This is a genomic window from Kitasatospora sp. NPDC059646, from assembly GCF_042734615.1.
Classification (GTDB): domain Bacteria; phylum Actinomycetota; class Actinomycetes; order Streptomycetales; family Streptomycetaceae; genus Kitasatospora.
Window position 1 is genome coordinate 27,290 of record NZ_JBHWDS010000020.1, and the last position, 23,008, is coordinate 50,297.

25 protein-coding genes are annotated in these 23,008 nt (G+C 74.4%); 16 read left to right on the forward strand and 9 right to left on the reverse strand.

Translation table 11 applies throughout. The features are described from left to right. Positions 1 to 29: 29 nt before the first annotated feature. Both ACFV1L_RS16495 and ACFV1L_RS16500 read left to right on the forward strand, forming a co-directional pair. Complete coding sequence (locus ACFV1L_RS16495; protein WP_380366433.1) at positions 30 to 1,226, forward strand: FAD-dependent oxidoreductase; 1,197 nt, start codon at positions 30 to 32, stop codon at positions 1,224 to 1,226. Continuing rightward, positions 1,223 to 1,420 (forward strand): DUF1737 domain-containing protein, encoded by a 198-nt coding sequence (locus ACFV1L_RS16500; protein ID WP_380366435.1) that lies wholly within the window; start codon positions 1,223 to 1,225, stop codon positions 1,418 to 1,420. Before ACFV1L_RS16495 ends, ACFV1L_RS16500 begins: the two co-directional genes overlap by 4 nt. A 10-nt stretch (positions 1,421 to 1,430) precedes the next feature. Here ACFV1L_RS16500 and ACFV1L_RS16505 read toward each other — a convergent pair whose 3' ends face one another. Continuing rightward, positions 1,431 to 2,789, reverse strand: coding sequence for a serine hydrolase domain-containing protein (locus tag ACFV1L_RS16505; RefSeq protein ID WP_380366437.1), 1,359 nt, complete (start codon positions 2,787 to 2,789; stop codon positions 1,431 to 1,433). Positions 2,790 to 3,012: 223 nt separating this feature from the next. Between ACFV1L_RS16505 and ACFV1L_RS16510 the strand changes: the two genes are divergently transcribed. Then, positions 3,013 to 3,984, forward strand: a complete 972-nt coding sequence (locus ACFV1L_RS16510) for an endonuclease/exonuclease/phosphatase family protein (RefSeq protein WP_380366438.1) — start codon at positions 3,013 to 3,015, stop codon at positions 3,982 to 3,984. Positions 3,985 to 4,063: 79 nt separating this feature from the next. Here the strand turns inward: ACFV1L_RS16510 and ACFV1L_RS16515 are convergent, their stop codons facing one another. Then, positions 4,064 to 5,170 (reverse strand): helix-turn-helix domain-containing protein, encoded by a 1,107-nt coding sequence (locus ACFV1L_RS16515; protein ID WP_380366440.1) that lies wholly within the window; start codon positions 5,168 to 5,170, stop codon positions 4,064 to 4,066. A 467-nt stretch (positions 5,171 to 5,637) separates the two neighbouring features. On the opposite strand from ACFV1L_RS16515, the gene ACFV1L_RS16520 reads away from it, so the two are divergent. From ACFV1L_RS16520 to ACFV1L_RS16555, 8 genes are all read left to right on the forward strand, one after another. After that, complete coding sequence (locus ACFV1L_RS16520) at positions 5,638 to 6,582, forward strand: esterase/lipase family protein (RefSeq protein WP_380366442.1); 945 nt, start codon at positions 5,638 to 5,640, stop codon at positions 6,580 to 6,582. Between the two features lie 471 nt (positions 6,583 to 7,053). Next, positions 7,054 to 8,460: a family 2B encapsulin nanocompartment shell protein gene (locus tag ACFV1L_RS16525; protein ID WP_380366443.1), complete on the forward strand. Its 1,407-nt coding sequence runs from the start codon at positions 7,054 to 7,056 to the stop codon at positions 8,458 to 8,460. Positions 8,461 to 8,861: 401 nt separating this feature from the next. Further along, entirely contained in the window at positions 8,862 to 9,542 is a 681-nt protein-coding gene (locus tag ACFV1L_RS16530) for a hypothetical protein (RefSeq protein ID WP_380366445.1), read from the forward strand. Positions 9,543 to 9,619: 77 nt separating this feature from the next. Continuing rightward, positions 9,620 to 10,384, forward strand: coding sequence for a hypothetical protein (locus tag ACFV1L_RS16535; RefSeq protein ID WP_380366446.1), 765 nt, complete (start codon positions 9,620 to 9,622; stop codon positions 10,382 to 10,384). Positions 10,385 to 10,605: 221 nt separating this feature from the next. Further along, positions 10,606 to 11,154: a hypothetical protein gene (locus tag ACFV1L_RS16540; protein ID WP_380366448.1), complete on the forward strand. Its 549-nt coding sequence runs from the start codon at positions 10,606 to 10,608 to the stop codon at positions 11,152 to 11,154. Positions 11,155 to 11,255: 101 nt separating this feature from the next. Further along, positions 11,256 to 12,707 carry an amidase gene (locus tag ACFV1L_RS16545; protein ID WP_380366449.1) on the forward strand — a complete coding sequence of 484 codons (1,452 nt, stop codon included), beginning with the start codon at positions 11,256 to 11,258 and terminating at the stop codon, positions 12,705 to 12,707. 86 nt (positions 12,708 to 12,793) lie between these two features. Further along, entirely contained in the window at positions 12,794 to 13,249 is a 456-nt protein-coding gene (locus ACFV1L_RS16550; protein WP_380366451.1) for a MarR family transcriptional regulator, read from the forward strand. Positions 13,250 to 13,295: 46 nt separating this feature from the next. Continuing rightward, entirely contained in the window at positions 13,296 to 14,708 is a 1,413-nt protein-coding gene (locus ACFV1L_RS16555; RefSeq protein ID WP_380366452.1) for an MFS transporter, read from the forward strand. 19 nt (positions 14,709 to 14,727) lie between these two features. On the opposite strand, the gene ACFV1L_RS16560 is transcribed toward ACFV1L_RS16555, so the two are convergent. Then, the gene (locus ACFV1L_RS16560) at positions 14,728 to 15,138 is read right to left on the reverse strand and encodes a nuclear transport factor 2 family protein (protein WP_380366453.1); all 411 of its coding nucleotides are present in this window, start codon (positions 15,136 to 15,138) and stop codon (positions 14,728 to 14,730) included. 214 nt (positions 15,139 to 15,352) lie between these two features. On the opposite strand from ACFV1L_RS16560, the gene ACFV1L_RS16565 reads away from it, so the two are divergent. Then, positions 15,353 to 15,670 (forward strand): hypothetical protein, encoded by a 318-nt coding sequence (locus ACFV1L_RS16565; RefSeq protein ID WP_380366454.1) that lies wholly within the window; start codon positions 15,353 to 15,355, stop codon positions 15,668 to 15,670. Between the two features lie 34 nt (positions 15,671 to 15,704). Here the strand turns inward: ACFV1L_RS16565 and ACFV1L_RS16570 are convergent, their stop codons facing one another. The 3 genes from ACFV1L_RS16570 to ACFV1L_RS16580 form a co-directional block, all read right to left on the reverse strand. After that, positions 15,705 to 16,274 carry a DUF4240 domain-containing protein gene (locus tag ACFV1L_RS16570; protein ID WP_380366602.1) on the reverse strand — a complete coding sequence of 190 codons (570 nt, stop codon included), beginning with the start codon at positions 16,272 to 16,274 and terminating at the stop codon, positions 15,705 to 15,707. A gap of 133 nt (positions 16,275 to 16,407) precedes the next feature. Beyond that, a complete protein-coding gene (locus tag ACFV1L_RS16575) occupies positions 16,408 to 16,836 on the reverse strand; it encodes a MarR family winged helix-turn-helix transcriptional regulator (RefSeq protein WP_380366456.1) in 429 nt (142 codons plus the stop codon). After that, positions 16,836 to 17,252 (reverse strand): polyketide cyclase, encoded by a 417-nt coding sequence (locus ACFV1L_RS16580; protein ID WP_380366457.1) that lies wholly within the window; start codon positions 17,250 to 17,252, stop codon positions 16,836 to 16,838. The genes ACFV1L_RS16575 and ACFV1L_RS16580 overlap by 1 nt, the downstream gene beginning before the upstream one ends. Positions 17,253 to 17,379: 127 nt before the next feature. On the opposite strand from ACFV1L_RS16580, the gene ACFV1L_RS16585 reads away from it, so the two are divergent. Then, positions 17,380 to 17,913, forward strand: a complete 534-nt coding sequence (locus ACFV1L_RS16585) for a GNAT family N-acetyltransferase (RefSeq protein ID WP_380366604.1) — start codon at positions 17,380 to 17,382, stop codon at positions 17,911 to 17,913. A 911-nt stretch (positions 17,914 to 18,824) separates the two neighbouring features. On the opposite strand, the gene ACFV1L_RS16590 is transcribed toward ACFV1L_RS16585, so the two are convergent. After that, entirely contained in the window at positions 18,825 to 19,040 is a 216-nt protein-coding gene (locus tag ACFV1L_RS16590) for a hypothetical protein (protein WP_380366607.1), read from the reverse strand. Between ACFV1L_RS16590 and ACFV1L_RS16595 the strand changes: the two genes are divergently transcribed. Continuing rightward, positions 18,985 to 20,130, forward strand: coding sequence for an MFS transporter (locus tag ACFV1L_RS16595; RefSeq protein ID WP_380366606.1), 1,146 nt, complete (start codon positions 18,985 to 18,987; stop codon positions 20,128 to 20,130). The two genes, ACFV1L_RS16590 and ACFV1L_RS16595, sit on opposite strands and share 56 nt — an antisense overlap. A gap of 21 nt (positions 20,131 to 20,151) precedes the next feature. On the opposite strand, the gene ACFV1L_RS16600 is transcribed toward ACFV1L_RS16595, so the two are convergent. Further along, positions 20,152 to 20,925, reverse strand: a complete 774-nt coding sequence (locus ACFV1L_RS16600) for an alpha/beta fold hydrolase (RefSeq protein WP_380366458.1) — start codon at positions 20,923 to 20,925, stop codon at positions 20,152 to 20,154. A gap of 36 nt (positions 20,926 to 20,961) precedes the next feature. Beyond that, entirely contained in the window at positions 20,962 to 21,375 is a 414-nt protein-coding gene (locus ACFV1L_RS16605; RefSeq protein WP_380366460.1) for a hypothetical protein, read from the reverse strand. Between the two features lie 128 nt (positions 21,376 to 21,503). Here ACFV1L_RS16605 and ACFV1L_RS16610 point away from each other — a divergent pair, with 128 nt between their 5' ends. Together ACFV1L_RS16610 and ACFV1L_RS16615 are read left to right on the forward strand one after the other, a co-directional pair. Then, positions 21,504 to 22,175 carry a maleylpyruvate isomerase N-terminal domain-containing protein gene (locus tag ACFV1L_RS16610; RefSeq protein WP_380366461.1) on the forward strand — a complete coding sequence of 224 codons (672 nt, stop codon included), beginning with the start codon at positions 21,504 to 21,506 and terminating at the stop codon, positions 22,173 to 22,175. A 136-nt stretch (positions 22,176 to 22,311) separates the two neighbouring features. After that, entirely contained in the window at positions 22,312 to 23,004 is a 693-nt protein-coding gene (locus ACFV1L_RS16615; protein WP_380366463.1) for an HAD family hydrolase, read from the forward strand. Positions 23,005 to 23,008: the final 4 nt, after the last annotated feature.

Sequence of the window (23,008 nt, forward strand, 5' to 3'; positions counted from 1 at the left end):
ACGGTGTATCAACCACAGGGGGAACGCACATGCCACGCACGGCCCCGGCCACGGAGATCGGAATCGTCGGAGGCGGCCCCGCCGGCCTCACCCTCGCCCGGCTGCTCACCGTGCGGGGCACCCCGGTCACGGTCCACGAGCGCGACGCCGGACCGGATGCCAGGACCCAGGGCGGCACCCTCGACCTGCGCCCGGACACCGGCCAACGCGCCCTGCGCGCCGCAGGACTGACCGAGGCGTTCGCCAGGCACGCCCGCCCCGAGGGGCAGGACATGCTCCTGTACGACCGCAGCGGCACCCTGCTGTACCGCGAGGACACCCCCGACCCCGCACCCGGCGACGCCCCGTCGCCCCAGCCCGAGATCGACCGCGCCGACCTGCGCACCCTGCTCCTCGGCTCCCTGCCGCCCGGCACCGTCCGCTGGGGGCACGCCCTCCGCGACGCGGCACCCGCCCCCGGCGGCGGCTGGCGCCTGCGGTTCGACGACGGCAGCACCGCCGAACACCGCATCCTGATCGGCGCGGACGGCGCCCGCTCCCGGCTGCGCCCGCTGCTCACCCCCGCCGAGCCGCACCATCTGGGCGTCAACAGCGTCGAGGGCACCGTCCCCGCCATCGACCGCACCCACCCCGATCTGGCCGCCGCCGTCGGCCGCGGCACCTACTGGGTGATCGGCGACGGCGACTCGTTCGCCGCCCAGCGCTGCACGGACGGCCGGGTCCGGATCGGTCTGTCGCTCCGGGGTCCCGCCGACTGGCCGACCACCTGCGGCATCCCGTTCGACCGCCCCGCCGAGGCCCGGGCCGCCCTGCTGGAGCTGTTCGCCGACTGGCCGCCGACCTGCCGCGCCCTGCTCGCCGCCAGCGAGGGCGAACTGACGCCCCGTCCGTTCACCGCGCTCCCCGTCGGCCTGCGCTGGCCGCACCGCCCCGGCCTCACCCTGCTCGGCGACGCCGCGCACCTGATGCCGCCCGTCGGTCTCGGCGCCAACGCCGCGATGCGCGACGCCCTCGAACTCGCCGACGCGCTGGCCGCCCACCCCGGCGACCGCGGGAGCGCGCTGCGCGCCTACGAGGACGAGATGTTCGCCCGCACCGCCGAGGACGCCGCCCGCTCCGACCGGATGATCCGGCTGATCCACTCGCCGGGCGGAGCCCGCGGCGTGGCGGCGTTCTTCGCCCCCGACGGACCGGCCGCCGGAGATCTGGAATCCTCGGTGGCATGAGCACACTTCCGCACACTCCGCCGGACGGCCTGCCCCGCTACCGCGTGCTGACCGGACCGGACGACGCCGCCTTCTGCCACCGCGTCAGCGAGGCGCTCGCCCTCGGCTACCGACTGCACGAGGGGCCCGCCGTCACCTTCAACGGCGAGCGCGTCATCGTGGCCCAGGCGGTCGTCTGGCCGAGCACGCCGTAGCGGCGCGCCCTCAGCCGGCCGGGCGCAGTCGGCAGGGGTGGACCAGGAACGGGCCGAGCAGGCCGTCGTGGTCGCCGTTCTTGAAGGCGACGGCCCGGCCGGTCAGCCCGTCGCCGTCCGCCCGGAGTGCCAGGCCGACCGAGGGACTGTTCAACCGGGCGTCGGCGGTGGGGAGTTGGACGTCCGCGACGAACTGCACGTCCCACTGGCGGGAGGCGGCGGCCGGGACGGTGACCGGAGGGTGGTCGGCGAGCCGGAGCCGCACCCGACGGTCGTCCAGGAGGTCCACCTGCACCGGGATCCCGCCCTCCGGGGCATCGATCACGCCCGCCCAGCTGCCCGGGGACAGCGTCAGCTCGCGGGCCGGGTCGCTGACGGGCTGGAGGTGGCCGGGGTCGAACTCCGGGGCCTGCGCGGCCATCAGGTGGCGGACCACGGCGTCGCGCGCGGCCTTGTTCGTCGAGTTGGTCAGCACGGCCAGGGACAGCCCCCGGTCGGGCAGGTCGATCATCATGGCGGCGACGCCGCCCATGCCGCCGCCGTGGCTGGAGATCACCGCACCGCCCTCGCGCTGGACGATCCGCCCGAAGCCGTAGCCCAGCCGGTCCGTGATCGGCAGGCCGTCCAGCACCGCCGCGGCCGTCTCCGGCCGGAGCAGCCCCGCCGAGCGGCGGGCGAACAGGGCGACGTCGCCGGCCGTCGCCCACCCCGCGCCGGCCGCCGGGTGGCTGGTCCAGCAGTCCGGGTAGGCCCGGCCGTCGGCGGTGCAGCGGACGGCGACGGGCCCCGAACCGGGGTAGGCGTCGCCGAACTCGAAGGACGCCAGGCCGAGCGGCTCCGCGAGCTGCTCGCGCAGGAAGGTCCGCAGCGGCCGGCCGGTGGCCTCCTCCAGCAGCCCGCCGAGCACGTGGTAGCCGTGGTTGGAGTACTCGAAACCGCCGCCCGGCTCGCGCACCTGGCGGCGGTAGGCGCCCGGATCGATCGGCCCCGGCCGGTCGCCGTAGTGGAAGTCGTAGTACGCCGGGAACCCGCCCCGGTGACGCATCAGCTGACGCGCCGTCGGCGCCCACCGGTGCGCACCGGACAACGGGGCGTCCAGGTCGAGGAGCCCGCGGTCGGCGGCCAGGCAGACGGCGAGCGCGGTGAACGACTTCGTGACCGACGCCAGCCCGTAGACGGTCTCCGGCCCCGCCGCGCGATCCGTCCCCGGGTCCGCCCGCCCGTAGGCCCGCGCGAACACCAGCTCGTCCCCCTGTGCCACGGCCACGCTCACCGACGGACAGCCGTGCTCCGCCAACGCCTTCTCGCAGACCTCGTCCAGCCCGTCCAGACCGTTCAGCACGCTCATGCCCTCCCCGCGCAGCGACACCCGTTCCGGTCCGGATGGTAGCCGTCCGCAATCGAACGGCCGTCACCGGGCCGGGAGCTGACTCCGCGTCGGCGGCGACGGCGTCCGGTGCGGTGTTCATCCGACAACTGCGGCCGACGGATGAACGCGCGAGCGTGTCCCGGTCGGCGGCGGCGCTCCGGTGCGGACGCGAGCCGGAGACTGCCCCTCGACGAGGCCGCCCGACGACGGGAGCAGTGCGAGCGTGATCATCGGGACCTGGAACCTGGAGAACTTCTGCCGACCGCTGCCGCCCGGCAGCGCCCCCGACCCCCTCAAGTGCGCCGCCAAGGACCAACCCACCTACGACGCCAAGGTCGGCGCGCTGGCCGGCGTCATCGCGGAGTTGGCGCCCGACCTGCTCGGCGTCCAGGAGGTCGGCGGCCAGGAGGCGCTGGACGACCTGGTGGCCGCACTGCCCGGCAGCTGGCACACCGCCCTGTCCGACCACCCCGACCCCCGCGGCATCCGGGTCGGCGTCATCAGCCGCCTCCCGCTGCTCGACGTGCAGCAGCGCAAGGCCTTCCCGGACCACCTGCGCCCGATCCAGGTCGCGGACGAGGGCGACGACGCCCTCACCGCCGAAATGGGGCGAGGCGGCCTGGCCGTCCGGGTCGAGCCCGCCCCCGGCAAGAGCCTCCAGGTGGCCGTCTGCCACCTCAAGTCGAAGCTGCTGACCTTCCCCGGCAACCAGCACAGCACCCACGACGAACGCCTGCGGGCCCGGGTCGCCGCCTACGCGCTGTTCCGGCGCACCGCCGAGGCCGCCGCCATCCGCGACCTCGCCGACGACCTGCTCCAGGGCGACGGCAAGAACCGCGACGTCATCGTGCTGGGCGACTTCAACGACGACTGGCAGGCCGCCACCACCCAGATGCTGTACGGCCCGCCCGGCTCCCAGATCGGGACCGGCGGCTTCACCCACCCCGACGGGGGCGACGCCACCAGGCTGTGGAACCTGGCGCCGCACATCCTGGAACAGGGCGGCTTCTCCCGCCTCTTCGAGGGCCAGCACGAGCTGATCGACCACATCATGATCAGCCACTCGCTGCTGGCCAAGTTCCGGACGGTCTCCACCGGCACGGCCAAGCTGCCGACCGTCGTGGCGGCCAGGCCGGCCGCACCGCACGACGGGCCGTCCGACCACTCGCCCGTGGTGGCCACGTTCGACCTGTAGGCGACGCGGCGGGCCGGCCCGGCGTGAACCAGGGGCGCCGGGCCGACCTGCCCTTCGGTGCCGCCGTTGTGAGGCGGCGTCAGGACCGGGGGGTGGCGCGGAGGGCCACTTCGAGTTCGAAGCGGGCGTCGGGGGAGGCGAGGGACGGGCCGAAGAGGCGGTGGACGCGGTGGAGGCGCTGGCGGGCGGTCTGCGGATGGATGCCGAGCCGGGCGGCCACCTGCGGGGCGGTGCCGCGGCCGGTCTGGAGCCAGGCGAGGAGGGTGGCGGCGAGGCGGTCGCGCTGCTTGGGAGTGAGCGGTGCGAGCGGAGCGAGCCGGCGCTCGGCGATCAGCCGGACCAGGGCGGGGTCGGTGAGCAGCAGGAGGTCGGCCAGGCGGTCGCGGCAGTCCACCGGCTGGTCGGGGGCCTGCGGCAGGGAGGCCCGGACCAGGCGGGCCCAGCGCAGCGACTGCGCGGCGAGCGCGGGCGGGACGGCCGGGCCGATCACCGCGCCGCGGCCCTGGAGGGCCGCCGTCAGCCGCGGGTCGGCCAGCGCGGTCGCCGGGTCGGGCAGCAGCAGGTGCGGCCGCGGGTCGTCCAGGTTGGCGAGCACGTTGTCGGGCAGCCGGCCGTCGCCCGGCGGCCGACTGCCGAACACCGCGACCCGGGCCAGTGGTTGACGGACCGTCGGGCGCGGGACGGACGGCGCGGCGGAGCGCGGGTCGAGCGACACGCCGGCCAGCAGCGCGGGAAGCGGCCAGTCCGCGGACTGCGCGGCGGCGGCGAGTTCGGCCGGGTCGGCGTCCGCGCCGCCGGCCAGCAGCAGGTCGAGCAGCCGGTGCCGGGCCCGGCCGAGCGCGCCCGCCCGGTCGGTGCGGGCGTCCATGTAGCCCTGGACGCTGGCCGCCGCGACCTCGTCGATGTGCGCGAACACCGCCTCGGCGAGCGTCACCAGCTGTTCCGGGCCGAGGCCGTGACGGCGCGCCACCCGGGCGTAGCGGCGCCAGGCGATCCGGGCGCCCAGGCGGAACGCCGCCTGCAGGGCGTCCAGGCTGCGGCCCTCGGCGAGTTCGCCGCGGCCGAGCGAGCGGTACACCCGTACCTGGCGCAGGTCGGGCGAGGGCAGGCCGGCGACCCGGTCGATGAACTCGGCGAGCGCGGTCTCCACGCCCTGCTGGATTCCGGCCCCGAATTGACCGGACATCGGCCTGGCGAATTCCGGGACGGCGGACCTGATCTCCCGGATGATCTCGGCGGCCAGGGATTGCTGCTCCGCCCTCAGCGCGGCCGATAAATCGCGCGGAAGTCCCTCCCACGGCCCGCCCAATTCCGCTCCTTCGGGTAGCGATAATCTGTTTCACCGGTGCCCCGGACCGGACCTTCCGGCGGCCGGGGACAGGGGGAGTATGCGGCGAGGCTACCCGCCGGTCAATAGGTTCGGCGCAAGCTTGCGGGCCCCGACCGGCTCGCCCGGCGGCCGGAAACGCGCACCCCGGTGACAGTTCCGCCGGAGGGGGGAAGAAATTCCTGGCACCCGCCGATGGACTTTCCCCGGGTGCGCGCGGCGGGTGTTGACGGCCCGTCGGACCGCTCCTAGCTTCTGGCTGATCCGGGTCGAACAGTAATTCCGGGCCGGACCGAAACCCACAGTGAGGACGGAAGGTGAGCGGAATGCGGAGAAAGCGCCTACGCGCCACGGCGGTCGCGGCACTCGCGGCGGCGGCCCTGACCGCCGCGGCGGTCCAGCCCGCGGCGGCCGCCGGGTACCGGCCGGTGGAGACCCACTTCTCGACCGGGTTCGTGACGGGCTTCCTCTTCCCCGGGCAGAGCCCGCCCGGCGCCGACGACTGGAACTGCCGCCCCGGCAGCGCGCACCCGAACCCCGTGGTGCTGGTGCACGGCACGCTGGAGAACCGGAACGACAACTGGCGCGGCGCCGCACCGCTGCTGGCGAACCAGGGCTACTGCGTCTACTCCTTCAACTACGGCGGGCCGTCCGGCGGTTCGCCGGTCCAGGGGACCGGCGCGGTGGCCGACGGCGCGCGGACGCTGGCCGGGTTCGTGGACCGGGTGCTGGCCGCGACCGGTGCCGCCGAGGCCGACCTGGTCGGCCACTCGCAGGGCGGCATGCTGCCCCGCTACTACCTGAAGAACCTCGGCGGTGCGGCCAAGGTCGGCAAGCTGATCGGCCTGGCGCCCAGCAACAACGGCACCACGCTCGACGGCCTCACCGAACTCGGCCGCCGACTGCACCTGTTGGAGCCCGCCAACGACTTCCTCTCCGGCCCCTGCCAGGCCTGCGTGGACCAGGAGATCGGCTCGCCGTTCCTCACGGAGCTGAACGCCGGCGGCGGGACCGTCCCCGGCGTCGAGTACACCGTGATCGCCACCCGGTACGACGAGGTGGTGACGCCCTGGACCAACGCCTTCCTCCCGGCCGGCCCGCACGTCACCAACATCCTGGTGCAGGACCAGTGCGCGCTGGACGCCACCGACCACCTGGAGATCGCCTACGACCCGGTCGCCCTGACCGACGTGCTGAACGCGCTCGACCCCGCGCACCCCCGTCCGATCCCTTGCCAGGTCGTCCTTCCGGTGACCGGCCCGCTGCTGTGACCGCGCTGCCGTTCGGCCCCCGAACGGGACGGCCGGAGGCCGGCGCACCCGGTGGTCATCCGGGTGCGCCGGCCTCCGGCCGTGCCGCGGGCGGGCTCCGCAGGGCCGGGTGCGGTGGGCCCGGTGGCCGGAACCGGGCGGCTGTGACCTGCGGGGCGGGTGGTTCGCGGTCAACCTGAGTTGCCCCGGGTCATCCGGATGGCAAACAGGCCGGTGCCAATCCCAATCCTCCAGGGGGCAAGGTTCACCTGATCGGGTGCACCCTCGGCCTCCCGGCGAGTTCGGGCGGTGGCAAAGATCTACTGTTCGGGAGGCGGTGGACAGCCCGGTGGACCGAGGTCGCGCGAAGACGGCCAGGCCCGGCGAACTCCCGTCAGCGAACCCCTTTTTCACTCTGCCAAGACCCATTCCCCCCCACGGAATCTGACGCCAGATCAGGTCCCGTGGCGAGACGAAGGAGAGCCCGGCCCGATGTCCGTGGACAGCAGCCCGGAGACTCAGCAGGCACAGCGCCAGCAGACCAGCCTCACCACCGCCGCCGCGCGCAACCTTGCGACCACCACCAAGTCCGCGCCGCAGATGCAGGAGATCACCTCCCGGTGGCTGCTGCGGATGCTGCCGTGGGTGCAGACCTCCGGCGGCACCTACCGGGTCAACCGGCGCCTGACCTACACGGTCGGCGACGGCCGGATCGAGTTCATCCAGACCGGTGGCGACGTCCGGGTGATCCCCCGGGAGCTCGGTGAACTCGCTCTGCTGCGCGGCTACGAGGACGACGACGTGCTGTCCGCGATCGCCGACCGCTGCGTGCAGCGCGAGTTCCGGGCCGGCGAGACGCTGGTCGAGCGGGGCACCCCGTCCGACAAGATCCACCTGATCGCGCACGGCAAGATCAACCAGGTCTCGACCGGCAAGTACGGCGACGACGCGGTGATCGGCGTCCTCGGTGACGGCGACCGGTTCGGCGAGAACGCGCTGCTGGACGCCGACGCGACCTGGGACTACACCGCCACCGCGAAGACCTCCGGCACGCTGCTCACCCTCAGCCGGGCCGACTTCGAGGCCGTGCTCGCCCAGTCCGAGAGCCTGCAGGCCCACATCCGGGACTTCGCCAGCCTCCCGCTGCAGCGGCAGAACGAGCTCGGCGAGGCCGAGATCGCGATGTCCGCCGGCCACGAGGGCGAGGTCGAGCTGCCCACCGCGTTCGTCGACTACGAGCTCAAGCCGCGCGAGTACGAGCTGTCCATCGCACAGACCGTGCTGCGGGTCCACTCCCGCGTCGCGGACCTCTACAACCAGCCGATGAACCAGATCGAGCAGCAGCTCAAGCTGACCGTCGAGGCGCTCCGCGAGCGCCAGGAGCACGAGCTGATCAACAACCGCGAGTTCGGCCTGCTCTCCAACTGCGCCTTCAACCAGCGGATCCAGACCCACTCCGGGCCCGCCACCCCCGACGACCTGGACGAGCTGCTCAGCCGCCGCCGCGACTCGGAGTTCTTCCTCGCCCACCCGAAGACCATCGCCGCGCTCGGCCGCGAGTTCAACTCGCGCGGCCTGTACCCCGACACGGTCGACATCCAGGGCCACAAGGTGCCGGCCTGGCGCGGCGTCCCGATCCTGCCGTGCAACAAGATCCCGATCACCCGGGAGAACACCAGCTCCATCCTGGTGCTGCGCACCGGCGAGGACAACCAGGGCGTCATCGGCCTGCACCAGACCGGCATCCCGGACGAGTTCCAGCCCAGCCTCTCGGTCCGCTTCATGGGCATCGACGAGAAGGCCGTCATCAACTACCTGGTCACCGCGTACTACTCCGCGGCGATCCTGGTGCCGGACGCGCTCGGCGTGCTGGAGAACGTGGAGATCGCCGTCCGCTGACGCCGGGTCGACGGCTGCCTCCAGGAAGATCACGAAGGACCGCCGCAGGCCGTAACCAAACGGCGGTCCGCCCAGTTGAGGGTGCGTCGGATTGATCATGCAGTTCCGTTTCTGCGACGGAACCGCACCGGTCCTCCGACGCGCCCTCGACTGCGCTCCGGCCGAACCCGGGCCGGGGCGGTCGTCCACAGCCACAGGAAGGTTGGACCACGCCCATGCAGCGGAACGACCGGCCACCCGCGGACGGCGGGGAAGCGGCAGAGGCCTTACCGGCCCGCACCAGCAGGCGCGGTGCGCGGGCGGGGGGAGCGGACCGGACACCCGGGCCCGGGGGCGGGGGAGTCCGGGCGACCGGGGCCCGGACGGCCGGGGCGCTCGCCGGGGTCGCCGTGGTGTGCGCGGTGCTCACCGGCGCCACCCAGGCCGCCACGGTCGTCCGGGACCGGGCCGACGAGCGGCGGTTGGAGATCTGCGTCCACGTGCACACCTCCGTCGACGCGGCCGGAGTCCAGGTCGAGACGGACACCGTGGCCGGCGCGAGCGTCCCGTTCGACCCGCCGCGCGGCCCGGCTGCGGGGAACACCCAGGGGGAGCGGGGGGACCACGGGGGCGGACACGGCGGAGGGGGCGGGCACGGCGGGGGAGGCGACGGGGACTGGCACCACTGCCACCCGCGGCCGACACCGACACCCAAGCCCAGCCCGTCGCCCAGCCCCACGCCGACGCCGACGCCGGTGAGGCCGACCCCGACCCCGACCCCCACGCCTTCGGCGAAGCCGGTGCCCACCCCGACGCCGACACCGGCGAAGCCCGCGCCGCCCGCACCCCGGCAGCCCACCCGCAGCGCGCCGCCCACCCCCGCGCCGACGCCGCCCGCGCCGAGCCCGACACCCGGCCGGCCCGCGCCGAAGCCGTCCGTCCATCTGCCGCCGCCGCCGGTGCACGCCGCACCGCCCAAGCGCCACGGCACGCCCACCACCACCCGGATGCTGGTGGTCACCGTTCCCGCCGTCATCGCCGCCGCGGCGCTGCGCCCGGGCGGGAAGTCCAGGGCCGCCGCCGGACGCCGCGGCCGTTCCTGATCGGACGTCAACTCGCCTTGTCGGCGAGTGAGTTCAGAAGCCGAAGAAACAACCCTGACAACCGGAGAGGATCCGTCATGTCCGAATGGCTGGCACTCGCCATCGCGATGGCCGGGGCGTGCCTCGTCGTCGTCGCGGTGGTGCTGGTGAGGCACCGCAAGGCCGACGCGCACGAGGACACCTCGGAGACGCCCGACGTCATCGAGTACATCACCATGATGATCGGCGTCGTGTACGCCATCGTGCTGGGCCTGGCCATCGCGGGCGTCTGGGAGTCCCGGTCGTCCGCGCAGGACGACGTGCAGCGGGAGGCCCAGGCGCTGCACGAAGTCGCCGCCCGCGCCGAGGTGTTCCCCGCCGACTTCCGGGACACGGTGGTCAGGGACGTCGACGGCTACGTCTCGTTCGTGGTGGACACCGAGTGGCACCACATGCGCACCGACGGGGAACTCTCGCCCGAGGGAACCGAGTTGCTCGCCAAACTGCGCACCGACGTGGCCACCCGCACTCCGCAGAACGACATCGAGGCGCAGGCCTACCAGGCGATGATGGACAAGATCGCCACCGTCGACGAGGCCCGCAACTCCCGCGGCGGCAACATCGGTCCGACCATGCCCGCCGTGGTCTGGTTCGGGCTGATCGTCGGCGCGCTGGTCACCATCGGTATGCTGTTCGCCCTCCAGATCCGGCGCACCCGGAGGGAGTTGGTGCTGGCCGGCACGTTCAGCGCGCTGATCGGATTCCTGCTGTTCCTGATCTGGGACTTCGACGACCCGTTCGGACGCGGCATGTCGGTCACCACGCAACCGTTCCTGGACCTGTTCCCGTCCCTCAACCAGTAGCCCGAGCGGCGGAGATGGCAGACATCCGGCCGCCCCGGGCCGGTTCGCACATTACGCTGGGGACGGCCGCCCCGGAGGGGACGGGGGTCCGGTTCCGGGCGGCCGACGGGGAGTCCGCGCGGCGTGCCGCCACGGGCGGCACGGGCGCGGCAGCACAACGCGCAACGGGGAGGCACGGCATGGGGGAACAGGACGCGGGGGCGTCGAGGAGGGGCAGGAACTTGGCAGGTCCGGGGGCCGGGAGCAGGTACGCGCGGGTCGAGCGGGAGCGCCGCTTCCTGCTCGACCGGGCCCCGGAACCCGGGGCCGTCACCTGCGCCCGGCTGATCACCGACCGGTACGTGGACGGCACCCGGCTGCGGCTGCGCCACGTCGAACGGATCGACACCGGCGAGTGCGCCCACAAGCTCACCCAGAAGATCCCGGCACCGCCCGGCACGACCGGGCCGGAGCAGGGCCTGATCACCAACCTGTACCTGTCGGTGGACGAGTACGCCCTGCTGCTGGACACGCTGCCCGGACGGGAGCTGACGAAGACCCGGTTGAGCGTCCCCCCGTTGGGCGTCGACGTCTTCGACGGCCGGCTGCTCGGACTGGTGCTGGCGGAGGCCGAGTTCGAGAGTGCCGAAGATGCAGAAACGTTCGTTCCGCCGACGAGCTGTCTCGCCGAGGTCACCGACGACCCGCGCTTCACCGGCGGCTCACTGGCCCGCGCGGACCGAGGCCAACTGCGGGGCTGGCTGGCCGACTACGGGCTGGTGCTGACCTGAACGGCCTCTCCGGTCCGAAACATGATGGATGATCAGGAGCCGTTCCGGTGGTGCGAAAAAATATTTCGTGCCCTGCTCGACCGGTCCGTACGGTCGAATCCATGGAGTGGAACTTCGAATCGGCCGAGAAGCTCGCGGCCGCACTGCGCGCCGGTGACGTGACCTCGGCGGAACTGACCGACGGAGCGATCGCCGCCATCGAGCGGGACGACGCGGCGATCAACGCGATCTGTGTGAAGGACTTCGACCGCGCCCGGGACGCCGCGCGCGAGGCCGACCGGGCGCGGGCCCGCGGCGAGGACCGGCCGCTGCTGGGCATCCCGGTGACGGTCAAGGAGAGCTACGACGTCGCCGGGCTGCCCACCACCTGGGGCATGCCGCAGCACCGGGACTTCGTGCCCGCGGAGGACGCGCTGCAGGTGGCACGGCTCAAGGCCGCGGGCGCGGTGGTGCTCGGCAAGACCAACGTGCCGGTGGGACTGCAGGACATCCAGAGCTTCAACCCGCTGTACGGCGCCACCAACAACCCGTGGGACCGCACCCGCACCTCGGGCGGGTCGTCCGGCGGATCGGCGGCGGCGCTGGCGTCCGGCTTCGGCGCGCTGTCCATCGGCTCCGACCTGGCCGGCTCGCTGCGCACCCCGGCCCACTTCTGCGGCGTCCACGCGCACAAGCCGACGCTCGGGCTGGTGGCGACCCGCGGCATGGTCCCGCCGCCGGGTCCGGCCCTGCCGGCCGAACTCGAACTCGCCGTGGCCGGCCCGATGGCGCGCACCGCCCGGGACCTCACGCTGCTGCTCGACGTGATGGCCGGCCCGGACCCGCTGACGCACGGCGTGGCGTACCGGCTGGAGCTGCCGCCCGCCCGGCACGAACGGCTCGCGGACTTCCGGGTGCTGGTCGTCGAGGACCATCCGTACATCCCGACCGGGGCCGCCGTCCGGGCGGGCGTGAACCGGATCGCCGACGTGCTCGCCGCCGGCGGCGCCCGGGTCGACCGGCACAGTCCGCTGCTGCCGGACCTCGCCGACGCCGCGGAGCTCTACCGGCTGTTCCTGTTCTCCGGTTCCGCCGCCCGCTTCCCGGTCGGGGAGCTCGCCCAACTGCGCTCCCGCGCCGCCGAACTGAGCCCGGACGACCGGAGCCTGGAAGCGGCCGTGCTGCGCGGCATGGTGCTCTCCCACGCCGACCGGGCGGCCGCGGACCACCGGCGCGAGCTGCTGCGCCACCAGTGGCGGCAGCTGTTCGCCGAGTACGACGCCGTGCTGTGCCCGATCACCCCGACGCCCGCGTTCCCGCACGACCACCACCCCGACCCGTTGAAGCGGGTGCTCGACATCGACGGCACCGCGCACCCCTACTTCGACCAGCTGGTCTGGGCGGGCGTGCCGACCCTGCCCGGACTGCCCGCGACCGCCGTGCCGACCGGACGCTCCGCCGAGGGCCTGCCGGTGGGCGTGCAGCTCATCGGGCCGATGTACGAGGACCGCACCCCGCTGAAGCTGGCGGAACTGCTGGAGCGGGAGACGGGCGGGTTCCGTCGGCCGGCCTGACCCCGCCTCCGCCCGCCGGGGTTCCCGACCCGTCCGGATGTACAGGCAAACTGTACATCCGGCGGTCGGGAACCTAGGGTGGCTCCATGAGTGAAGACCGGGAGGCCACGCCGTCCGCCGTACAGGCCTCGCAGCAGGTGCGATCGGTGATCGGCCGGCTGCGCCGGCGCATCCGGGCCGCCGCCGGCACGGGCGACCTGACGCTCACCCAGGCGTCCGCCATGGGGCGGCTGTTGGACGATCCCACCGGACAGGGACTGACCACCAGCGACCTGGCGGTCGCCGAGGGCATGCGCCACCAGTCGATGGCCACCACCATCGCCACCCTGGCCGGCGAAGGCCTGGTGGACCGGCGGCGCGACCCCGACGACGGGCGGCGGGTGCTGATCGTGCTCACCCCCGAGGGCCGCCGCCGGGCCGAGGAGGGCCGGCGGGCGCGCGGCGAATGGCTCGCCGCCGAACTCCAGGCCAAGTGCACCGAGGAGGAACGGCAGACGGTGATCGCGGCGATGGCCGTCCTGGAGCGCCTCGGCCACGACTGACCGGTCCCGGCCCGCCCCGCCCGCACCGAACTCCCGGGAACCGCCCATGTCCGACCGCAGCACCACCGAACTCGGCGAGGCCGCCGCCCCCGCACCGGCCTTCGACCGCCGGCTCGTCCCGCCGATGGTGCTGGGATCCGCCCTCAACCCGATCAACTCCACGATCATCGCGGTCGCCCTGGTCCCGATCGGCGCCGCACTCGGCGCCTCGCCCGCGCGGACCGCCTGGCTGGTGTCCGCGCTGTACCTGGCCACCGCGCTCGGCCAGCCCGTGGTCGGCCGGCTCGTCGACCTGTTCGGCCCCCGCCGCCTGTTCCTGTCCGCGACCACCCTGGTCGGCGTCGCGGGCGTGCTCGGCGCCCTCGCGCCCAACCTCGGGGTCCTGATCGCGGCCCGCGTCGTCCTCGGCTTCGGCACCTGCGCCGGCTACCCCGCCGCGATGGCCCTGCTGCGCGCCGAGGCACGGCGCACCGGACAGCAGAGCCCCGCCGGCGTCCTCACCCTGCTCGCCGTCGCCAACCAGACCGTCGCCGTGGTCGGCCCGCTGCTCGGCGGACTGCTCACCGGCCTCGGCGGCTGGCGCGCCACCTTCGCCCTGAACGTCCCGCTGTCCGTGCTCGCGGTCGTGCTGGGCGCCCTCCGGCTGCCCGGCACCCCGCCCGCCGCCGAGCCGGCCGCCCGCCGGCCGGGCGGGTTCGCCCGGCGCATCGACCTGCCCGGCATGGCCCTGTTCGCCGTCCTGCTGCTCGCCCTGCTGCTGTTCCTGATGGACCCGCACCCCGACCGCTGGTACCTCCCGGTGCTCACCGCCGCCGCGGCGACCGCCTTCACCCTCCGGGAACGCCGCGCCGCGGAACCGTTCATCGACCTGAAGGTCCTCGGCGGCAACGCCCCGCTGCTGCGCACCTACGCCCGCGCGCTCGCCGCGTACGTGGTCGCCTACGCGTTCCTGTACGGCTTCGCGCAGTGGACCGAGGAGGGCTTCGGCCTGACACCCCTTCAGGCCGGACTCGTCCAGGCCCCCACCTTCCTGGTCGGCATCGCCGTCTCCGTCGCCGCCGGGCGGCGCGGCGGCGTCCGGGCCACCCTGCTGGTCGGCGCCGTCGGCCAACTCGCCGCCTGCGCCCTGATGCTCGCCCTCGGTGCGGACAGCCCGCTGTGGATGCTGCTGGTGCTCGCCGTGGTCTTCGGCATCCCGCAGGGCGCCAACGGACTCGCCCTGCAGAACTCCGTCCTCCAGCAGTCCGACCCGGCCCGCACCGGCTCCTCCGCCGGCCTGCTGCGCACCTTCGCCTACCTCGGTTCGATGGTCGCCTCGGCCGCCACCGCCGCCGCCTACGGCCCGCACGCGGGCACCGCCGGCATGCACCGGCTGGCCTGGGTGATGCTGGCCGCGGCCGCACTGTTCCTGCTGCTCACCGTGTTCGACCGCGGCCTGCGCACCCTCCCCGCCCGGTGAGGTGCCGGCGCGCGGCGGCTCAGGACGTGCGCCCGCCGGTCAGGGCCAGGCCGTCCAGGTAGTCGCGGGCATGGACGACCAGGCCGTCGCGGACCCGCAGCACCAGCAGCCCGGAGACGGCGAAGGCGCCGCCCCCGCCGGCGATCGTGCCGCGCACCGTCTGCTCGACCACCAGCACCTCGGGGTCGACCGACCGGTGCACGGCCGTCTCGTCGATCCCCTCCGGCCGCACCGGGGTCGCCCCCCATGCCGCCCGGTACCCGGCCCGGACCGCCTCCCGCCCCTCGTACCGCTCCGGGAACCCCGGCGCCCGGAACGGGAACTCGTGCACCGCGTCCGGCGCGTAGAGGTCCGCGAGCGCGTCGGCGTCCAGCGCGAGCACCGCCCGCCGGTAGCGGGCCAGGACGTCCAGCGGTGTCGACTCGGTCATGGCGGGTGCTCCCCGTGTTCTGGTGCACGACCTGCGTGCACGGTGGAATCGATCGGACCGTACACCCGTCTGACGGGGCGTCGGCCGCAAACCTGACAGCTCCCCGACCGCGCCCGCGACGCGGACGGGTCCGGACGCACCGTTGTCCGACCGTTCGATCCCGTGCTTACATGGCGCACCTCGGCGCCAACGGCACGGAAGGACGTGGTGCTCGATGTCATGGTGGAAGCGCCGGGGCGAGCTGGTGCTCGTCCCCGCCGACTACAACCCCGAGGAAGTGCTGTACGCCGTGGACGGTTCGACCGTCGTCGGCATGGTCACCACCAGCGACGTCTACCCCGGCCAGTTCCGCGCCGGGGTCTACGCCCGGGACACGGTCCGGATGCACGGCGTCCCGGTGAGCGGCACGCACTGGATCTGCGTGTCCGAGGACGGCGGCGAGCGGCTGGTGGACAAGCCGCAGGCCGGCACCGAGGAGTTCCGCAGCCCGGAGGAGGCCCTCGCGGCGATCGGCCGGAACCGTCTGCTGTAGGCGGCCGCGCGTGAACTGACGGCCCGTCGCCCGCTCAGTCCAGGAAGAGCGCGGCGAGGCGCGGCAGGCGGCGGCGCACCTCCTCGTCGTCGGCGACGTCCCACCGGACTCCGGCCGGCCCGGTCACGGTCCTGAGCGGGCCGGCCTCCGGGGAAGCGGCCAGCGCCTCGCCGAGTCCGTCCGGTTCGCCGGTGAGGCGCTGGTGGGCCCGGTGGGCGGTCCGGCCGAAGTCCGCGTCCCCGATGAGCACGTCGCCGCCGTCCCGCACCGCCGGATGGCCGGCGAGGGCATCGGGATCGGCGAGTGCGCGCTCGTACCACTGCCGGCCGAGCGAGACGAGGCCGTCGCGGAAGTCCATGAACCCGTCGTCGGACCACCAGCCCTCGATCAGGAACGCCGCCGCCCACAGGTCGTACCGGTAGGCGCGGTCGCGCAACTCCCGCTGGCGCAGGCAGAACTGGACGATCTCGGCAGGGGTGCGGCGCAGCAGCCGCTCCTCGCACGCGCGCCCGACGGCGTCGCGCCGATCGTCGAAGTCCAGTGCCTGCGCGTCGACTTCGGCGCAGGCGTCGTCGATCACGGCCCAGAACTCCTCGACGTCCATCACGGGCCGAGTATGACAGCGGCCGCCCGGCCGCCGCCCGGAGGCCCCGCCCGCGGGCGTCCGGGTCCGCGCGGCCGGGCGGCCGTCGGGGCGGCTCCGGCCGCCGGAAGCCGCCGTTGCCGCCGCGGGCGCCTCAGGTCCCGGGACGGGCCAGGCGGCCGAGCAGGGCCACCGCCTCGTCGAGCGGCACCGGCCGGAAGAACTGCGCGTCGGCGTGCTCGACGGCGGCAATCGCGCGCGGAGCCAGGTCGGCGCCGGCGTCGGTGACGCGCAGGCGCTTGGCGCGGGTGTCCGCCGGGTCGACCTCGCGCTCGACGAGCCCCTTCTGCTCCAGGGTGCGCAGGACCTGGGAGGTCATCTTGACGTCGGTGCCCGCCCGGCGGGCCACGGCCAGCTGATTGGGATGCTCGCCCTGGGAGTTGAGCCACCAGGTGCAGGCCAGCAGGACGAACTGCACGTGAGTCAGGTCGAGCGGGCTCAGGGCGGCGGCGATGTCGCGCTGCCAGCGCAGGGTGGCGTGCCACAGCAGGAATCCGGGGCTGTCACCCGGGTCGAGGGGCATCAGCGAAGCGCCAGTTCGGTCAGCGAGGCCATCGTCTCGGGCCAGTCGGCGGTGATGCCCGGTCCGATCTGCGGGCCGATCTCGTCGGCGCCGGCACCGGTGATCTCCATCCGGTACACCACGCGGACCCGGCCCCGGTCGATCCGGTCGATCCGGTGGGTGGTGCGCAGCAGCAGGCCGTCGAAGCGCGCCTCGTCGACGAACAGTTCGTCCTCGACCGCCTCGGCGACGAGCAGCAGGACCGGGTCGTCCCCGGGCGGCGTCATGGTGATCCGCGCGCCCGCCGCGAACGGGCCGTCCAGCTCGATCTTCTCGATCTCGGCGTTCCAGGCGCCCCAGTTCTCGACGTCGGCCCAGAGCCGCCAGATCGCCCCGGGGGCGGCGCTGGTCTCGATGCTGTGCTCGTACTCCCACACGGGCGGTCTCCTTCGTCGGATGATCTGTCCGTAGATTATCTGCGCGGAGGCTATCTGTCCATGGCGGCACGGCAGGGGAGGCGGCTGGTCGTCGGCCACCGGGGTCGGACAGGATGGGCCGGTGGAGATGCCAAGGGTGATGCCGGAGATCGCGGCGGAGAACGGATTCCGGCTCCGACGCTGGGAACTGACGGACCGGGAGCTGGTGCGGGCGGCCGGCGCCGACCCGTACATCCCGCTGATCACCACCGTGCCCGCGCCGTACACCGACGAGGAGTCCGACGCGTTCGTGCGGCGGCAGTGGCTGCGGACCGAGATCGGCACCGGCTACCCCTTCGTGATCGAGGCACCCGACGGGGAGGCCGTCGGGAACGTCGGCCTGTGGGTCGGCGAACTGCCGCTGCGCGGCAGCGCCACCGCCGGCTACTGGGTGGCCGGCGGAGCCCGCGGCCGGGGCGCGGCACTGGCCGGCCTGAACGCCGTCACCGCCTGGGCCCTCGACGAACTGGCCGTCCCCCGCATCGAGCTGTACGTCGAACCGTGGAACACCGGCTCCCTGCGAACCGCCGAACGGGCCGGCTACCGCCGGGAGACCCTGGTCCCCGCCCACCAGGAGGTCGCCGGAGAACCCCGCGACATGTGGCGCTTCGCGCGCCCGTGACCGTCGTAGGGCTGTCGAGGGCCGTGCGCACACCCCCGCCGCGCCGGAGCCGCGCGGGAGGGGCCCCGACCAGGGGGGCTGCGCCACCTCGTGGCGTTGCGTCACGCCCGACGCGAGCGGGCCGGGCGGCTCGACGACCCGTCACTGCCGGGCGCGCCGCTCGTCCTCCTGTAGGTGGTGGGCGTCGCGGGCGGCCTCGGCCGAGGCGGGGGACGGGCGCGCGGGTAGCTGCGGGCCGACGAGGACGGGCGCAGCAGGTCGTGGCAGGACCGCACCGGCCCGGGCGAACTCGTCCTGGACCGAGCGGAGCTCGCCTGCCTCGGGCCGGCGCCCGCGCCCGTGCTGCTGCGGTACACGCTTCCGCACCCCGACGCCGAACGGTCCGGCCGCCCGGGCCTGCGCGGCCGCGGCGGTCGGGTCGTCGGCCCCCCGCCTCTCGGACCCGCACAACGGCTCGCGCCGGCGGACATGGTGGCGTCGGTGGCCCGGGCGGCCGAGTCCCGGTGCGGGTCGGCGCGGTGGTGTCGGCTCTCGGCAGGTAGGCGATCCTGGCGCGTCAACTGCCCTGCGGCGGCCGGATTTGGCGGTGGTGCGACGGCAGGGTGGCGTGCGGCCGAGTCCCGGTGCGGGGGCGGCGAGGCGGTGTCGGCCTTCGGCGGGTTCGGTGGCGGTGGTCGTTCTTGGCTTGCCGTTGCGGCGTGGGGGTTCGGCGAGGGTGCCAGGGCAGGGGGCGTGGGGCTGAGCCTGCGTGCGAGGGGCGAGGCGGTGTCGGCCGTCGGCGGGTAGGCGCTCCCGGCGTGCCGACTGCCTTGCGGTGCCGGGGTGTGGCGGTGGCGCCGTGGCAGGGGCGGGCGGTTGGGCCTTGTTCGTTCGGCGGATGCGTTCGGCGGTCGAACCCGGTGGGCGGTTCGTCACCCGCGACGGTGATGTCGGAAAGGTGCCAGCTTCCGCCGGGGCGCGTTGGTGGACTGGGCGGGAACCGGAAAGCCCAGGCACAGGACGGAAACGATGGCGTCGACCAGTACCACCGCTTCGCACTCCGGCACGACCGGGGCGGTGAGACGTTCGCCGGTGGTCGAGTGGCTGTCGGTGGTGGCCGTCACGGCGGGGATCTTCGTGATCGTCACCACGGAGATCCTGCCGATCGGTCTGCTCACCTCGATCGGGTCGGGGTTCGGGGTCTCCGACGGGATGGCCGGGCTGATGATGACCATGCCCGGGTTCCTGGCGGCGGTCGCGGCCCCGGTGGTGACCGTGGCGACGGCGCGGGTCGACCGGCGGGTGATGCTGTGTGCGTTCATGGCGCTGCTGGCCCTGGCGAACGGGCTGGCCGCGGCGGCGCCGGGGTACGGCCTGGTGCTGGTGTCGCGGGTGATGGTGGGGGTGACGATCGGCGGGTTCTGGTCGATCGGCGCGGGGCTGGCCGATCGGCTGGTGCCCGCGGAGAAGGCCGGGCGCGCCGTGTCGGTGATCTTCTCGGCCGTGCCGCTGGGCTCCGTGCTCGGGGTGCCGGCCGGGACCCTCCTCGGCGAAGTGGCGGGCTGGCGGGCGGCGTTCGCCGCGATGGGCGTCCTGACGGTCGGCGTGCTCGGGCTGCTGGCCCTGGTCCTGCCGCCGCTGCCGCCGACCGCGACCACCCGGCTGGGCGTGCTGGGCGGGCTGCTGCGCCGGGCGGACGTCCGGTACGCGCTGCTGCTGACCTTCCTCGTCGTGCTGGCGCACTTCGGCGCCTACACGTACGTGACCCCGTTCCTGGAGGAGGTCACGCACGCGAGCGCCGGGCCGGTCACCGCGCTGCTGCTGGTCTACGGGGCCGCGGGCATCCTCGGCAACTTCGCCGGCAGTGCCCTGGTCGCCCGCCGTCCGAGGGCCGGGTTCGGCGCCGCGGCCGCGCTGCTCGCCGGTGCGACGCTGCTGCTTCCGGTGCTGGGCGGCTCGACGGCCGGCGCGGCGGTGCTGCTGGTCGGGTGGGGAGTCGCCTACGGGGCGGTCCCCGCCTGCTCGCAGACCTGGTTCGTCAGGGCGGCCCCCGAGGCGCCCGAGGCGGCGTCGGTGCTGTTCACGGCCTCGTTCCAGGCGACGATCTCGCTCGGCGCGCTGGTCGGCGGCGGCATCGTGGACCGCACCTCGCCGTCCGCGGTGATGGCGTTCGGCGGCGTCACCGCGGCCCTCGTGGTCGTCGCCGTCCTGGCCCACGCGGTCCGCGGCAAGCCCTGACCGGCCGTCACCTGCCGTGCGTCAGGCGGCCAGCGCCTCGGCCGTCGCCCGCACGAAGGCCTCCGGGTTGTCCAGCATGATGTTGTGGCCGCAGTCCGGCACCGCCACCACGGAGACGCCGGCGGCGGCGAGCGCGTCCGCGCCGGGGAACGCGCCGTCGGCCGCCGGGTGGAGGAACGTCCGGGGCACCGGCAGGTCGAGCAGCAGCTCCCGCATGACCGGGACGCTGCCCCGGGTCAGCTGGACGGCGCTGCGGTGCAGCGCCTCCAGGCCGGCCAGCCGCATCGTCGACCACCAGCCGGGCCCCACCGCGTCCCTGACCTGCCGCCAGGCGCCCGCGAGGAACTCCTCCTCGGTGAACGCGGCGATGCCGCTGCTGCCCGCGCCGGGCGGACCCGGCTCCGGGATCGGGTCGAGGTTGGCGTCGACCAGCACCAGCCGCGACACCAGGTGCGGGTGCCGGGCGGCGAGCACGATCGCGACCGAGCCGCCCATGCTGTGCGCGACGAACTCCGCCCCCTCGACGCCGGCCGCGGTGAGCGCGGCGGCGAGGGCGTCGGCGTGCGACTCCAGGCGGTAGTCGAAGTCCACCGGCCGGTCGCTGAGCCCGAACCCCAGCAGGTCGATCAGCAGGGACCGCCGCCCGGCGAGCAGCGGATGCGCCGCGACCTCGGTGAAGTACGCGGGCGAGGAGGAGCCCAGCCCGTGGACGTACACCCGGGCCGGACCGTCGCCGCCCGGCAGTTCGACCCACCGGATCAGGTCTCCCGACGGGGTGACAGGTGCGCTGTGCATGACTCGACCTCCCAGAGCGATCTTGAGGGAGGGAGCCTACGGCACCGCCGGCGCCCCGGCGCCGGCCGGCCGCTCGTCCCGGGCCTCCGGGGTGTAGGCGTCACGGCGGGCCAGCGCCACGGCCGGCGGCACGCCCTGCCGCTCGGCAGCGCGCCGCCGGGCCCGCAGCTGCGCCCTGGTCCGGGGCCGGAACGAGGGCAGCGCCGTGCAGCCGCAGCCCGGCCGGTGATCGTACGTCAGGCCCTCGGCGAGCACGGCCGCGACGACCGACCACGCCTTCGTGTCGCGCCGCCGGGGAGCCGCGAAGTCGAACCCGGCGAACGCGAGTTGCCCGCGGCAGCCCGGACAGACGCGCCGCTCGACCGGCCGCCACGTGCTGCCCTTGAAGGAGAGCCGGCACGCGACGCAGACGTAGTGCCGGAGGGCGCCGTTGAACGCGTGGTAACACATGATCGGACAGCGTAACCCGTCGGCCTGTCGGCACCCGGTCGAACGCTCCGGCTCCCCGGCCCCGGCGAGGGGACGGCGACCGGACCGGGTGAACGGCCCCCGCCCGGCCCGGAGTAGCGTGCCCGACCATGCAGAAGGAACTGATCGAGCGGGCGTTCCGGGCCGAGAGCGGGGCACTGGCCGCCGCCACGGCGGGGCTCTCGGACGAGGAGTGGGCGCGGGCCACGCGGTGCGAGCCGTGGGCGGTGGCGGAACTGCTGGCGCACGTCCGGGTCGCGGTCGGCCGGGTGGTGGACATGCTGGCCGCCCCCGAACCGGACCGGGCGACCGTGACCGCCGTGGGGTACTACCGGCCTGACGAGCGGTTCGACGCGGCCACCAACAGCGCCCGGATCGCGCTCGCCCGGGAGGCCGCGGGAGCGGACCCGGCAGGGGAGTTCGAGCGGACCTGGCGGGAGGTGGCGGCCCGGTTCGACGCCGAGAGCGACCGGCGGGTGGTGCGCACCAGGCACGGCGACCCGATGCTGCTCACCGAGTTCATGGTGACCAGGGTGGTCGAGCTGGCCGTCCACGGGCTCGACCTGGCCGATGCGCTGGACCGGCCTGCCTGGCTCACCGAGCAGGCGTCGGACGTCCTGGAGGCACTGCTGCTGACCGGCGCCGACGGGCCGTCGGTGCGGGCGGCACTCGGCTGGGACCGGGCGACCTTCCTGCGCAAGGCGACCGGGCGGGCCGCCCTCGACGCCGCCGAACAGGCCGAGGTGGAACGCGCCGGGATCACCTGGCTGACCCTCGGCTGACCTCCCCGCACGGCCCCGGACGGACCGGTCGGCAGGGGCTGCCCGCGGGAGGACCGTGATCGACACCACGCCCCGGCGGCGGCCCGACTTCCGCCGGGCGCACCGAAGTTCGGGCACGTCCGCATATGCTGCCCCGGTGATCGAATCGAACAAGGCGACCGCGGGCAGGCCCGTCGAACTGGTGATCTTCGACTGCGACGGCGTCCTGGTCGACAGCGAGCGGATCGCGGTCCGCGTCCAGCGGGAGGTCGGCGCGCAGCTCGGCTGGCCGCTCACCGAGGCCGAAGTCGTCCGGCACTTCATCGGACGCTCGCACGCCGCCGGCTGGCAGGTCGTCGCCGAACGCCTCGGCGGCGAAACCGCCGCCGAATGGGAGCGGCGCTTCGAACAGCGGCACCGCGAGCTGGTGGACACCGAACTCCGGCCGGTGGACGGCATCCTGGAGGCACTCGCCGCACTCGACCTGCCGTACTGCGTCGCCTCCAGCGGCACACACGCCAAGATGCGGCACACCCTCGGCCGGACCGGCCTGTACGAGCGCTTCGAAGGACGGATCTTCAGCGCCACCGAGGTCGAACGCGGCAAGCCCGCACCCGACCTGTTCCTGCACGCCGCCCGGCAGATGGGCCACGCCCCCGAGGCCTGCGCCGTCGTCGAGGACAGCGGGCCCGGCACCCAGGCCGCCCGCGCCGCCGGCATGCGCTGTCTCGGCTACACCGGCGGCCCCACCGGCCCGGACGCCCTCACCGGCCCCGGTACCGTGCTCTTCTCCGACATGCGGCGCCTGCCCGTACTGCTGCGCACCGCCCAACCACCCACCACGAGCTGAGGAC